A 13833-nucleotide genomic window follows, 5' to 3' on the forward strand; every position below is an offset into this window, starting at 1 on the left:
ACTGTATGGCAATCACCCTATCACCCATAGCCCTGCCCGATTTTGGACCTGTGGCCGCCGAACAACCGCAGATTCCGGCGGCAACCTATGCCGCCCGCGCGGATGCCGCGCTGAAAGCTGCCGGTACCGACTGGCTCGTCGTCTATGCCGACCGCGAGCACTTCGGCAACATCATGTTCCTCTCCGGTTTCGAACCTCGCTTCGAAGAGGCCCTGCTATTGCTCGGCCCGAAGGGAAAGCGGGTGATTATCACGGGCAATGAATCCGAGAGCTATACGGTGCTTGCCCGCCTGCCGGGCATCGACGTGCTGCGAGCGCAGACCTTCAGCCTCATGGGCCAGGACCGCAGCCAAAACCCGCGCCTCTCCGACCGTCTGCGCGACGCCGGCATCGGCAAGGGCGACAGCATCGGCCTCATAGGCTGGAAGTATCTTTCGGCGGAGGAGGATGAGGATCATGCAAACTGCTTCTTCGTGCCCGACTTCATCGTCTCTGCGCTACGCCGCTTGGCCGGCAAGATCACCGATGCGACTGCCGTTCTCATGCATCCCGAGACCGGCTTGCGTGCCGTCGTCGATGTCGACCAGCTCGCCGCCTTCGAATGGGCTTCGGCCCGCTGCTCACGTGCTCTCTGGCGTGTCGTCTCAGGTGTTCGCGAAGGCGACAGCGAGTTCGAGGCACTCGGCAGACTGGGCTACCAAGGCGATCCGCTGAACCTGCACACCATGTTCGCCTCTGTCAGTTCTGGCGAGGCCATCGTCGGCCTGCGCAGCCCGACGGCACGGCGTCTGAAGAAGGGTGATGGCGTAACGACTGCCCTCGGTTACTGGGGCGCCCTCTCCTCCCGCGCCGGCCTGCTGACCGACCATGACGACGCCTTCCTGAAACCTGCCAAGGCCTATTTTGAAGCGCTGATCATCTGGTACGAGACGGCCGATATCGGCACGACCGGCGGCGATCTCTTCGCATCCGTCACCGAAAAGCTGAAATCCGCCGGCCTGAACTCAGCGCTCAACCCCGGCCATCTCGGCAGCCACGAGGAATGGCTGCATTCGCCGGTCCGCCCGGGCTCCACCGAACGCCTGCGCTCAGGCATGCCCTTCCAGGTCGACGTCATCCCCGTGCCCATGCCGGCCGGCCGGGCGCTCAACTGCGAGGATGCGGTCGCCTTTGCCGATGCAGAGCTTCGTGAGGCAATCCGCACGAAGTACCCCGAGATGCATGCCCGCATCACCGCTCGTCGTACGTTCATGGCGGATAAGCTCGGCGTTTCCTTGAATGAGAACATACTGCCTCTGTCCGACACGCCGCTTTACCTGCCACCCTTCTGGCTGAAAGCGAACCATGTGCTGGTCCGCGCATAGCGCGCAAAGGATCGACGGCCCTTGGCTGTCGGTCCGACCTTACCTAAATTTGGCTTGAAAGCAGGAGGAGCGGCATGAGCGACGATCACAAGCATATCGACTGGCGCGAACATGGCGTGAAGGTCATTCCCGGCAACGCACTCGATCCGAATACGGCGCAGACACCGGGCATGAACCGCGCAACCGCCATCAACAATGCRCGCGCCGGGGCGGAAAAGATCTGGGCTGGTACGGTGACGATCCATGCCAATGCCAAGACCGGCGCCCATCATCACGGCGATCTCGAAAGCATCATATATGTGGTGAAAGGCAAGGCACGCATGCGCTGGGGCGAAAACCTCGAATTCACCGCAGAAGCCGGCCCCGGCGATTTCATCTACGTGCCGCCTTTCGTTCCCCATCAGGAAATCAATGCCAACCGTGACGAGACGCTGGAATGCGTGGTCGTGCGATCAGGCCAGGAACCTGTGGTCGTCAACCTCGACATCGAACCGGTCGAAAAGCCCGAAGACGTCCCCTGGATCGACCCCATCCACCGCCACTAGCTCTCAAGCAGCGGCGACGATCATCGCCGCGCCCTTTTCCGCCACCATCATCGTCGGCGCGTTGATATTGCCGGCTGTGATGTTCGGGAAAACCGAGGCATCGACGATCCGCAGCCCGGTGATGCCGTGCACCCTCAGGGAGGCGTCGACCACGGATGTCGTAGCATCCGGCCCCATCGAAGCCGATCCGCAGAGGTGGTAGATCGAACCGGAATTGCCACGGAAATAGGTCAGCAACTCCTCATCCGTCTGAGCTTCTACCGAAGGCGGCATTTCGGCTTTGGTGATCGATTGCAGAGCCGGCGCTTCCATGATCCGGCGCACCAGCCGGCTGCCCTGAATGACCTCTTCCTCGTCATGCACAGTGCCGAGATAGTTCGGCTTGATCTGCGGCGCTTCCGTTATCTCGGGCGAGACGATGCCAACCGTGCCGCGGCTCGTCGGCCGGCAGGAATTGAAGGCGAGCAGAAAACCGGAATAGGGCTCCGGCTTCAAACCTGCCTTCGGATCCGTCGGAATGCGATAGGAGAGCGGGTTGAAATACAGCTGGATATTCGGCCGCTCTTCCTCCGGACGGCCGCGCAGGAAGGCGCCGGCCTGGTTGACGCTGAGTGCCAGCGGCCCGCGCCGCGTCAGGATATAGCGCAGTGCCTGCCGCGCCTGGCCGAACAGCGTTCCAAGCTCGTCATTCAGCGTCGGCACCGTGGAGCGGTAATAGAAGCTGGCGCAGAGATGATCCTGCAGGTTTTTGCCGACCGCCGGCAAATGCCGCACCAGCGGAATGTCGAGCGATTGCAGATGTGCACCGTCGCCGATGCCCGAGAGCTGCAGAAGCTTCGGCGTATCGACCGCACCGGCCGAGAGGATGACTTCCAGTCGCGCTGAATAGCTGGTGATGCCGCCGGCACCGATCACCTCCACGCCGGTCGCGCGAGCTTCCGCATCCACTATCACTCGGCGCACCCGGCTGTTGCGCAGGATGGCAAGATTGGGCCGCCCGAGCGCCGGCCTCAGATAGGCGAGCGATGATGAGGAACGAACGCCATTCCGCGTATTGATGTCATAGATGCCGGCGCCTTCGATGCTTTCGCCATTGAAATCCGCATTCAGCGGCATCTGCAGTTCGGCACAGGCTTCCAGGAAACGGTCGGTAATCGCATGCGACTGACCACGCATCGGCGTCACATGAATCGGCCCGCCGCCGCCATGATATTTGCTCTCGCCGCCCGCATGGGTCTCCAGCTTGCGGAAGAATGGCAGCACGTCCTCATAACCCCAGCCGAGATTGCCGGCAGCCTTCCAGTCTTGGAAATCGTCGGCAGCACCGCGCACGAAGATCATCGCATTGATGGAGCCCGAACCGCCCTGCACCTTGCCGCGCGGCGCATAGATACGCCGGCCGTTGAGCGCGGCCTCCGGCTCGCTCCAGTACATCCAGTTGACCTTCGGATCGTAATAGGAGCGTGCATAGCCGACCGGGACACGGAACCACGGTGAGCTGTCATTGCCGCCGGCCTCGATGAGCAGCACATTGTGCCTGCCGCTCTCGCTGAGGCGCGCGGCCAGAATGCAGCCGGCCGAGCCGGCGCCGACGATGATGTAATCGTATGTCGTCATCTTCGTTCTCAGCCGCGAGCCGGCGCAAAGGCCTTCACGTCGGCGGGCTTGTCATCCATTTGCAGATGCAGTCGCTGTCCTTCGTAAGGCGAGTGTTTGGCAACGACATCGAGATTGAGTTCCACCCCCAGCCCCGGCTCGTCTGATGGGATCAGGTAACCGTCCTCGAAGCGCAGCGGCGTCTTCAGGATCTCGGCGTAGAAGCCCGAGAAATCGACGATCGCCTCGTGGATCAGGAAGTTCGGCGAGGACGCAGCAAGCTGGATGCTGGCCGCAGCGCCGATTGGTCCGTTGTAGAGATGCGGCGCGATCTGCGCGTAATAGGCTTCCGCCATGCCAGCGATCTTCTTGGATTCCAGAATGCCGCCGGCGCGTGCCACATTCATCTGCAGGATCGAGGCTGCACCCGTTTCCAGCACGCGCTGGAACTCGTATTTCGTTGTCAGCCGCTCACCGGTCGAAATGGGGATCGAGGTCCTGCGGGCGACTTCCGCCATCGCCTCTTCGTGGCCGGGAGGCACCGGCTCCTCGAACCAGAGTGGATCATATTTCTCCAGCCGCTGCGCCAGCCGGATCGCCGAAGACGGCACCATCTGGCCGTGCGTGCCAAAGAGCAGATCGGCACTGCTTCCGACAGCCTCGCGAATCTTGGCGCAGAATTCCTCGCAGCGATCCATCACTCCGAGCGACACCTGATGGCCGGAATAGGCCGTATAGGGGCCGGCCGGGTCGAACTTGACGGCGGTAAAGCCCATCTCGACCATCTTCACCGCGCATTCGGCGGCGAGGTCCGGATCGTTATAGTCATATTCGCCAGCAGCGTTCTTCGGATAGAGATAGGTATAAGCGCGCAGCCTCTCATGCACGCGCCCGCCGATCAGCTTGTGCACCGGCTTGCCGGCGGCCTTGCCAATAATATCCCAGCAGGCGATCTCCAGCCCGGAGACAATGCCCATCATCGTCGGGTCCGGGCGTTGTGTGAAACCGCTCGAATAGGCAAGCCGCCAGAAGCGTTCGATATCATGCGGATCATGGCCGAGCAGATAGCGCTGGAAGACATCCTCGATCAGCGGCACGAGTGCGTTCGGATGGAAAGCGGTGGAATAGATCTCCCCGACACCCTCRATCCCGTCTGCCGTCGTCAGTCGTACGAAGATCCAGTACATGCCGCCGATATGCGGCGGCGGAACGGCGACGACATGGGTGGAAAGCGATGCGATCTGCATGGCCGTGATCCTCAATGCTTGAGTATGACGAGGCGTGTCTGGGTGAATTCGAGCATGCCGTGCTTGCCGTCATCGCCGCCGAGACCGGAGCGCTTCCAGCCGGCGTGATAGCCCTGATAGGGATCGGCCGGGAAACGGTTGACGTAGAATTCGCCGGCCTCGATCGCGTCAGAAAAACGCATGATCGAGCGGTGATCGTTGGTGAAGAGCACCGAGCTCAGACCGAACTGGTGATCATTGGCAAGCACCAGCGCTTCCTCGGTCGTGTCGTAGGCGACGACAGGAAGAACCGGACCGAAGATCTCCTCGGCGATGATCTCCATGTCCTGCCGGCAGTGGGACAGCAGTGTCGGCGGATAGAAGAAACCGGGGCCATCAGGCAAGGTACCGCCGGCCTCGATGCGCGCGCCCTGCTCCACTGCCTTGAGGACGGCCTTGTGCACATTCGTCTGTGCTGATTTCGTGGCGAGCGGCCCGACGCGAGACGCATCAACCGAGCGGTCGCCAAAGACACGTGAAGCAAAGCCGGCCTTCAACTTGGCAAGTAGCGCGTCATGAATGGAGCGATGCACGTAGACGCGCTCAGGCGCGGTGCAGAGCTGGCCGCAATGATTGGTCTTTGCAGCAACGAGCTGTGCCGCGACTGCATCCAGATCCGCATCCGGCTCTATGATGACGGGTGTCTTGCCGCCGAGTTCCAGCGACGGCTTGGCGATATTAGCCTTGCAATAATCGAGCACGACACGGCCCGCCTGCAGGCTACCTGTCAGCGTGATCATCCCGACCTTCGGATGCGTGCAGAGCGTGGCCGCAACATCATGCGACATGGCGAGAATATTGACGAGCCCGGCCGGCAAACCTGCCTCGGCAACGGCTTCGGCGATCTCGAAGGCCGAGGTCGGCGTAGAATTGCTCGGGCGCACGACGACGGCATTGCCGGCGATCAGCGCCGGCGCGATCTTGCGCACCAGCGTATAGATCGGAAAATTGAAGGGGATCAGGCAGGCGACGACGCCGATTGCCTCGCGCTTCAGAAGCAGCGTCTCGTTGGCATTGTCGCTCGGAATGATCTCGCCTTCGATGCGACGTGCCCACTCGGCATGGTAACGCATCAGCTCTGCGCCGTAGATCGCCTCGCCCGTCGCGTCGGCAAGACTCTTGCCGGATTCCAGTGCCAAGGCGGCACCGATCTTCTCCGCTCGCTGTTCGATAACGGCAGCGACCCCCCGCAGCGCGTCGCCACGCGCAATCGCCGGCAGCGCCCGCCATTCCTTCTGCGCCTTCGCCGCTGCCTCGACAGCCTCGATGGCTTCAGCCGCGGTCGCTGACGGCACCCTAGCGAATTGAGCTTCTGTTACCGGATTGAGCACCGGTACCAGCGTGCCGGAAGACCGGAATTCACCGGCGATAAAATTGCGATATTCCGTCATGACGACATCCTCAGGACAATAGCTGACCACGCGCATGCCAGCTTCTGCCGGCCATGCGTTGAAACGAAACAGGGTGCCGACGCTCGAAAGCGGCGACTAGAACGTGCTGCGGCCCGGCGCCGCGTCGAGAAGTGTTCTCGTATAGGGGTGTGTCGGCGCCTGCAGCACTTGGGCCGCACTGCCGTGCTCGACGATTTCACCCTTCTGCATCACCACGATCTCGTCGCTGATCTGGGCAGCGACGCGCAGGTCGTGAGTGATGAAGACGATGGCGAGCTGCAGCTTCTCCTGCAGCTCGCGAAGCAGTTTCAGAACCTGTGCCTGCACGGAGACGTCGAGCGCCGAAACGCTCTCGTCCGCGATCAGCACATCCGGCCGCATGGCGAGCGCACGCGCAATGCCGATGCGCTGTCGCTGTCCACCGGAAAAGGCCGATGGCTTGCGCCAATAGGCACTCTTCTGCAGGCCAACGAGGTCGAGCAACTCTTCCGCCCGACGCCGCGCCTCGTCTGCCTCCATGCCGGCAAGCCGGGCTGAGCGGGCAATCATCGGCCCGACACGGCGGCGCGGATTGAGTGAGCCGAACGGATCCTGGAAGATCATCTGGATCGACCGCCGTCTGGCGCGCAACGGCGCCGGCGCGAGACCAAGAATGTCAGCACCCGCCACTTCCACCCGGCCACTCTTCGGCTCGATCAGGCGGATCATCGCCTTGGCAAGGGTAGACTTGCCGCAGCCGGATTCACCGACGATGGAGATCACACGGCCCGGCGAAAGGCTGAGTTCCACATGTTTCAAAACCTGGACGCTGCCATAGGAATGCTGCAGGTCGTGCACGGCAAGGACCGGCGCTTCACCCTGCGGCGGGGCCGGACGGTCGTGCGGCTTCAGGCTTGGCACGGCGGCGATAAGCTCTTTGGTGTAGGGATGGTTCGGAGCCGTCAGCACCTGTCTTGCCTCACCGATCTCGACGATCTCACCGTGCCGCATGACGGCCACGCGGTCGGCGATGTCGGCAACCACACCGAAATCATGGGTGATGAAGACGATGCCGTGGTCATGCATGTTGCGCAATTCGCGCACCAGCTTCAGCACCTGCGCCTGCGTCGTCACGTCGAGCGCCGTCGTCGGCTCGTCGGCAATCAGTACGCGCGGGTTCATGGCAAGCGCCATGGCGATGACGACACGCTGGCACTGCCCACCGGAGAGTTCATGCGGATAGGCCTGCAGGATGCGGTCCGGGTTCGGCAGATGCATGGATTCGATCAGCGCGCGGGCACGCTTCCTGCGCTCGGCGGCATCGAAATCCGAATGCAGCTCGAAGACTTCCTCAATCTGCGCTGAAACCGTCATCGCCGGATTGAGCGAAGCGATCGGCTCCTGGAAGATCATGGCAATGTCGCTGCCCCGGATGGCGCGGAACGCCCGCTCGGAAAGGCCAACGAGATCGGTATCCCCGAGCATCACCTTGCCGCCGGAAACCTTCAATCCCTCCGGCACCGCGCCCATGAGTGCACTGGACAGCACCGACTTGCCGGAGCCGGACTCGCCGACGATGCAGAGAATTTCACGCGGCCTGAGATCGAAACTCGCCGTCTTGACGGCATAGGGTCGGTCGGCGCCCTTCGGCAGTGCGACACTCAGATTTTCGACCCGAAGGATCGGTTGGTTTTCGTTGCTGCTCATGCACGCCTCCCCTGCGCTTCCGAGACTTCCCGCAATCCGTCCGCCAGCAGGCTCAGGCCCAGCATCAGCGACGAAATCGCAAGGCATGGAAAGATGACCAAGTGTGGGAAGGCGATCGCCATGGCGCGTCCTTCGTTGACCATCGTGCCCCAATCCGGCGTCGGTGGCGGCAGGCCGAGGCCAAGGAAGCCGAGCGTGCCGATGGTGATCGCGGTGTAGCCGAGGCGCAGGCAGAAATCGACTGCGAGCGGGCCGCTGGCATTGGGCAGGATATCGAAGAGCATGATGCGCCAGGTGCTTTCGCCCTGCGTCACAGCAGACGCCACGAAATCGCGGCTCGACACATCGATGGTAATGCCGCGCACGATACGGAAGATCGCCGGCGCGCTGCCGAAGGTAACCGCAAGCACGATGTTGAATGGAGAGGAGCCGACCACGACGATGATGACAATGTAGAGCACCAGCACCGGGAAGGAGAGCACCACATTGGCGATATAGGACAGGACCGCATCGATCCAGCCGCGCCGGTAACCAGCGATAAGCCCGAGTGCCACGCCGACGATATAGGCCGTCACCGTCGCAAGCGTCGAGAACACCACGACGGTGCGTGCGCCGTAGATCAGGCGCGAAAGGATATCGCGGCCGAGCTTGTCGGTGCCGAGCCAGAATACGCCGCCTGTCGGAGCGGCAGTACCCGGCTTTGCCAGCGGCAGCAGCGTACGGATCGGGTCAAAGGGCGCAAGGATTGGCGCAAAGATGGCCACCAGCAGCCAGCCGATGGTCAGGAACCCGCCGATCAGCACGACCGGATTGGTGAGATAGGGTGTTACAGCTTTCCGCATGGCGCCCTCACTTCCGTCCCTTGGCTGCATCGAGCAGCGAGACACGCGGATTGAGCCAGCCATAGGCGAGGTCGGAGAGGATCTGCGTCGCGACGACGACGACGACGCTCACCATCGCGCACGCCTCGACGAGTCGGATATCGCTGTTGAGCGCGGCGTCATAGAGCAGCGTGCCGAAGCCCTTATAGGCATAGAAGACCTCCACGACGATGACGCCCGAGAGTAGCCAGGGAAACTGCAGCATGATGACGGTGACAGGCGTGATCAGGGCATTGCGCAGCGCATGCTTCCAGACGATGCGAGCCGTGCTGGCCCCCTTGAGGCGTGCCGTGCGAACATAATGGGTGCCCATGACTTCGATCATCGAGGCGCGGGTGACGCGCGCCAGGTAGCCGGTGGAATAGAAGGCGAGCACCAGCACCGGCAGAATGATCTGCTGCAGCGAGAAGCCCGTCAGCATGGTGCTGGCGCCGGGCAACCAGTGTAGCCAGAAAACGAAGACGGCCGAGAAGAAGACCGCAGAGGCGAAATCCGGGATCGAAGTCGTGACGATTGCGATGAAGGAGACGACACGATCGAGCAACGAACCAGGCCGCATGCCGGCAATGATGCCCGCAAACAGGCCGACAGGGACGATCACGAGCAGCGCACCGCCAGCAAGAATGCCGGAGGCCGCAAGGCGGTCCGGGATAAGCTGGGCAACCGGTGCACGATAGTAGGTGGACATGCCCCAGTCACCGGTCACGAAGGACCAGAGCCAGCGGCCGTAGCGAATGATGAAGGGGGAATCGTAACCGTTGGCAGTCAGCCACTGGGCGCGCTGTGCCGGCGTCGAGAACTGGCCGAGGACTTTGACGGCGACATCGCCGACATTGACCTCCAGTGCCAGGTAAACGAGCAGCGACACGGTGAACATCACCGCGAGCGCGCTTGCCAGTTTACGGAGAATGAAAAGGAAAACGGTCACGAACCACCTCTTTGCCGGGTCGGGGCCGCCGCGATGAGCGGCCCCGCCGAAGATCAAGCCTTGACGAGCCAGACGCCGTCCATGCGGAAGTAGTCCGCCGGATGGAGCACGAAACCGCGCACGGTGGTGGCTGCGGCGCTGAAGCGGTTCGGCCAGTAGGGTTGAACGATGACGCCGGAATCCTGCAGGATCTGCTGGACATCCTTCATGGCTTCGGGACGCTTGGCCGGATCGACGACGGCCAGAGCCTTGTCGAGCGCGGCGTCGAATTCCTTGCTGGCGAAATGGCTCTCGTTCCAGGCACCGCCGGAGCGATAGGCCAGATCGAGCGTCATGGCGCCGAGCGGACGGTGCGCCCAGTAGGTGAGGCCGAAAGGAACCTTGTCCCAGATCGGCCAGTACTGCGAGGCCGGCAGGACATTCAGCTTCAGCCGGATGCCGGCTTCGGCCAGATTCTGCTGCAGTACCTGCGCGGTATCCTGCTCCCAGGTACCCTGCGTGTTGCCGAGCGTCAGCTCAAGATCCAAACCGTCCTTGTAGCCGGCTTCTGCGAGCAGGGCCTTGGCCTTCCCGACATCGCGGGGCACAGCCGGCAGCGCGAAGTAATCGGGTTGAACCGGCGAGACGTGGAAATTGGCGCCAACTTCGCCTTCGCCGCGATAGGCGACGTCGAGCATCTGCTTGTTGTCGGCGGCAAGCTGCACGGCCTTGCGGACGCGAACATCGTCGAACGGCTTCTGGTCGGACTGCATGCGCATGACGAGTGTATGGGCAGCCTTGCCGGTCAGGATCTGGATGTTCGGCAGCGACTTCATAAGATCGTATTCGGCGATCGTCGCGCGGTAGATGATATCGATCTGACCGCTCGAAAGCGCTGCGAGATGCGTGGTGATATCGGTGCCGAGGTCGATATACTGGATGCCGTCGAGATGAGCCGGCTTACCCCAATAGTCAGCGCGCTTGCTGAACACAGCCTGACGGCCGACTTCGTAAGCGTCCAGCTTGAAGGGGCCGGTACCAACAGGATTGGCCGGCCAGTTGGCGCCGCCCTTGACGAAGTCGCGGTGCAGCATCGGGCAGGTGTAGGAATAAAGCTGCTCTGGCAGCGAGGAAACCGCACGCGATAGCGTAATGCGAACCGTATGGTCGCCGGTCTTTTCCACCTTCGCGACGGCCGAGAAAGCGGTCTTGTTGGAAGACTGGGAGTCAGGCGCAATCCAGCGCTGGATATTGAAGATCACGTCTTCGGGTGTGAAGGCATCGCCATTCGACCACTTGGCGCGCTCGTCGAGCTCGAAATCCCAGATCTTCAGGTCAGCAGACGGCGTCCAGCTCTTGGCGAGGTAGGGATGGGTGACGTTGTCGGCATCGACATAGGTCAGGAATTCGAGGCTGTTGCGATAGAGGTTTGAAGCCTCGATCCAGCTCGTCATCATCGGATCGGTCAGTTCCTGGATCTGGCAGCCGAAACGCAGTGTGCCGCCATCGGTAGGCGTCTCCTGAGCGAGTGCGGGCTTGCTGTCGCCGAGGAAGGCGCTGGCGGAGGCCGCCGTCACACCGAGCCAGGCGACGGCACGCAGGAAACCGCGGCGATCGATCTTGCCGGCGCGGACCTGTTCGCACAGTTCCGGCACGGAGGGATGCAGCGGATTGCCGCTGTTGGTTTTCAATTCAGTCATGATCTGCCTCCTCCTTGAATGGCAGTATGTTCGCTATCAGACACCCTCTGTGCCAGACACGATGCGCAGGGCGGGCTTTTCACCGTCGTTCACCACACGATTGCTGAAGCGGCTGATGATCCAGGATCGAAACCCTGCAATCAGAGGATCCACCAGCCCTTCCGCATCGGTCTTCAGGTAATAGCCGAAGCCTTCGTAATAGTGTGCGGTGACCGGCGCAACCAAGCGGCCGCTTTCTATTTCCTCCCGAAATAGCGCCGGATCTGCAAGCACCAGCCCCTGCCCCGACAATGCGTATTGAACCCCGAGGCTGGCGCTGTCGAATGTCACGCCCCGCGCCACGGAAACCCCTCCAAGACCGTTCTGCACAAGGAAGCGCTGCCACGTGAGGTAGGGCTCCATGTCTACGATCTTGATGTGGATGATCTCGTTTGCAGCAATGAAAGCCGCGATATCCGACACGCCTCCCCTGACCAGATCGGGATGGCAAAGGATCGTCGGCCGCTCCTCCCAGAGCAGGTCGGTGATCCATTCATCGACTGCTGGCCGCGTATAGACGACCGCCACATCGAATTCGCTGTCCGGCACCCCATAGGGGGTCGAAACCTCCAGAAGCACTTCCGGGAAGCTGCGCCGGAAATCCGTCAGCAGCGGCACGGTGAGCTTCATGGCAAAGCTCGGCGGCAGGTTGATGCGCAGCTTGCGTTGGCGCTGTTCGTCCGGCGCGCAAACTTCCTTCAGCGCCTGCTCGATGCGGTCGAAGCCCTTGCCGATGCCGGCAGCGAGCGAGCGCCCGGCATCCGTCAGCGTCGTGGCCTTATGGCCGCGTTCGAAAAGCTTGCGCCCGATACTCTCTTCCAGACCGATGACATGCCGCGAAAGCGCGCTCTGCGAAATGTTGAGCGCCACGGCGGCCGCCGTGAAGCTGCCGTGATGCGCCACCGCCTCGAAGGCTCGTAGCGCATTCAACGGCAACCGGCGGCGATCGACCGCCGGCTCCTTCTTCGTCTGGGGAGAGCGATCCTCCGTCATCAGCCCGACAGCCCGCCGAACAGGACGTATTTGCTCTCGAGATATTCATCGAGCCCTTCGGCAGCACCTTCACGGCCGAGCCCGGATTGCTTGACGCCGCCAAACGGAGCAACTTCCGTCGAGATCACGCCCTCGTTGATGCCGACCAYGCCTGCCTCCAGCGCTTCGGCGACACGCCAGGCGCGGCCGAGATTCTGCGTGAAGAAATAGGCCGAAAGACCGGTTTCCGTATCATTGGCAAGCGCGATCGCCTCTTCCTCACCCTTGAAGCGGAAAAGGCCGGCAACCGGACCGAAGGTCTCTTGCGTGGCAAGCGCCATATCGGTCGTCATGCCGGTCAGCACCGTCGGTTCATAAAACAGGCCGCCGCGCTCGTGCGGCTTGCCGCCGGTCAGCACCTTGGCGCCCTTTTCGACAGCGTCGGTCACATGCCGCTCGACCTTCGCCAGCGCCGGCGCATCGATGAGCGGACCTTGCAGTGCGCCATCCTCGACACCGGGGGCGACCTTCATGGCCGCAACCGCCTTGGCCAAAGCCTCGGCGTAACGGTCGTAAATGCCGTCCTCGACGAGGATACGGTTGGCGCAGACGCAGGTCTGCCCTGTGTTGCGGAATTTGGAAGCGATCGTGCCGCGCACGGCCTGGTCGATATCGGCGTCGTCGAAGACAATCAGCGGAGCGTTACCGCCGAGTTCGAGACTGATGCGCTTCACCGTGTCGGCACTCTGGCGCATGAGCAGCTTGCCGGTCGCCGTCGATCCCGTAAACGAGAACTTGCGCACGACCGGGCTCTTCATCCAGACGCCGACGACATCGGCCGGAGACTTCGTAGTCACCACGCTGACAACACCGGTGGGGACGCCGGCCTGTTCGCCAAGACGGGCAAGCGCCAGCGCCGAAAGCGGCGTGTCTTCGGCCGGCTTGATGATGATAGTGCAGCCGGCGGCAAGCGCCGGGCCGACCTTGCGGGTGATCATCGCCAGCGGGAAGTTCCACGGCGTGACCGCCGCAACAACACCAACCGGCTCCTTCATGACGACGATGCGGGCATCAACCTTGTGCGACGGCACGACGCCACCATGAGAGCGGCGGCCCTCTTCGGCAAACCAGGTCAGAAAGCCAGCCGCATAGGCGACTTCGCCGCGCGCCTCGGCAAGCGGCTTGCCCTGCTCGGCCGTTAATAGGCGCGCGAGGTCTTCCTGGTTGGCAAGCATCAGCTCGGCCCAACGGCGCAGAACCGCGGAGCGCTCGGAGGCGAGCGTCTTGCGCCAAGTCTTGAAGGCTTTTGCTGAGGCATCGACCGCCTGCTGCGCTTCCGCCGCGCCGCAATCCGGCACGGTCGCAAGCTCGCTGCCGTCAGCGGGGTTCAGCACGGCGAAGCGCTTGCTGTCAGCAGCACTTCCCCAGCCTCCACCGATCAGTGCATTGTCTTCGACAAGCTTCAT

The 13833-nt window shown here is 62.4% G+C and carries 11 protein-coding genes; 2 read left to right on the forward strand and 9 right to left on the reverse strand.

From position 1 onward, the window contains the following. The first annotated feature begins 5 nt into the window (after positions 1 to 5). Positions 6 to 1364, forward strand: a complete 1359-nt coding sequence (locus AC1D35_RS07075; RefSeq protein WP_113311220.1) for a M24 family metallopeptidase — start codon at positions 6 to 8, stop codon at positions 1362 to 1364. A gap of 74 nt (positions 1365 to 1438) precedes the next feature. Beyond that, positions 1439 to 1909: a cupin domain-containing protein gene (locus AC1D35_RS07080; RefSeq protein WP_025668423.1), complete on the forward strand. Its 471-nt coding sequence runs from the start codon at positions 1439 to 1441 to the stop codon at positions 1907 to 1909. A 3-nt stretch (positions 1910 to 1912) separates the two neighbouring features. Here the strand turns inward: AC1D35_RS07080 and AC1D35_RS07085 are convergent, their stop codons facing one another. The 9 genes from AC1D35_RS07085 to AC1D35_RS07125 form a co-directional block, all read right to left on the reverse strand. Further along, a complete protein-coding gene (locus AC1D35_RS07085) occupies positions 1913 to 3526 on the reverse strand; it encodes a GMC family oxidoreductase (RefSeq protein WP_477938379.1) in 1614 nt (537 codons plus the stop codon). An 8-nt stretch (positions 3527 to 3534) separates the two neighbouring features. Further along, the gene (locus tag AC1D35_RS07090) at positions 3535 to 4752 is read right to left on the reverse strand and encodes a mandelate racemase/muconate lactonizing enzyme family protein (protein WP_113311218.1); all 1218 of its coding nucleotides are present in this window, start codon (positions 4750 to 4752) and stop codon (positions 3535 to 3537) included. An 11-nt stretch (positions 4753 to 4763) separates the two neighbouring features. Beyond that, positions 4764 to 6182 (reverse strand): aldehyde dehydrogenase family protein, encoded by a 1419-nt coding sequence (locus AC1D35_RS07095; protein ID WP_477855429.1) that lies wholly within the window; start codon positions 6180 to 6182, stop codon positions 4764 to 4766. 96 nt (positions 6183 to 6278) lie between these two features. Then, on the reverse strand, positions 6279 to 7868 hold the full coding sequence (locus AC1D35_RS07100) for a dipeptide ABC transporter ATP-binding protein (protein ID WP_477938380.1): 1590 nt from the start codon (positions 7866 to 7868) through the stop codon (positions 6279 to 6281). After that, a complete protein-coding gene (locus tag AC1D35_RS07105) occupies positions 7865 to 8710 on the reverse strand; it encodes an ABC transporter permease (RefSeq protein ID WP_113311215.1) in 846 nt (281 codons plus the stop codon). Before AC1D35_RS07105 ends, AC1D35_RS07100 begins: the two co-directional genes overlap by 4 nt. 7 nt (positions 8711 to 8717) lie before the next feature. Next, positions 8718 to 9677, reverse strand: a complete 960-nt coding sequence (locus AC1D35_RS07110; RefSeq protein ID WP_477855431.1) for an ABC transporter permease — start codon at positions 9675 to 9677, stop codon at positions 8718 to 8720. Between the two features lie 53 nt (positions 9678 to 9730). Next, on the reverse strand, positions 9731 to 11356 hold the full coding sequence (locus tag AC1D35_RS07115) for an ABC transporter substrate-binding protein (RefSeq protein WP_113311214.1): 1626 nt from the start codon (positions 11354 to 11356) through the stop codon (positions 9731 to 9733). Positions 11357 to 11392: 36 nt separating this feature from the next. Further along, positions 11393 to 12388, reverse strand: coding sequence for a LysR family transcriptional regulator (locus AC1D35_RS07120; protein WP_113311213.1), 996 nt, complete (start codon positions 12386 to 12388; stop codon positions 11393 to 11395). After that, entirely contained in the window at positions 12388 to 13833 is a 1446-nt protein-coding gene (locus AC1D35_RS07125; RefSeq protein ID WP_477938381.1) for an NAD-dependent succinate-semialdehyde dehydrogenase, read from the reverse strand. The genes AC1D35_RS07120 and AC1D35_RS07125 overlap by 1 nt, the downstream gene beginning before the upstream one ends.

Source organism: Rhizobium sp. P1_E6 (assembly GCF_056405875.1).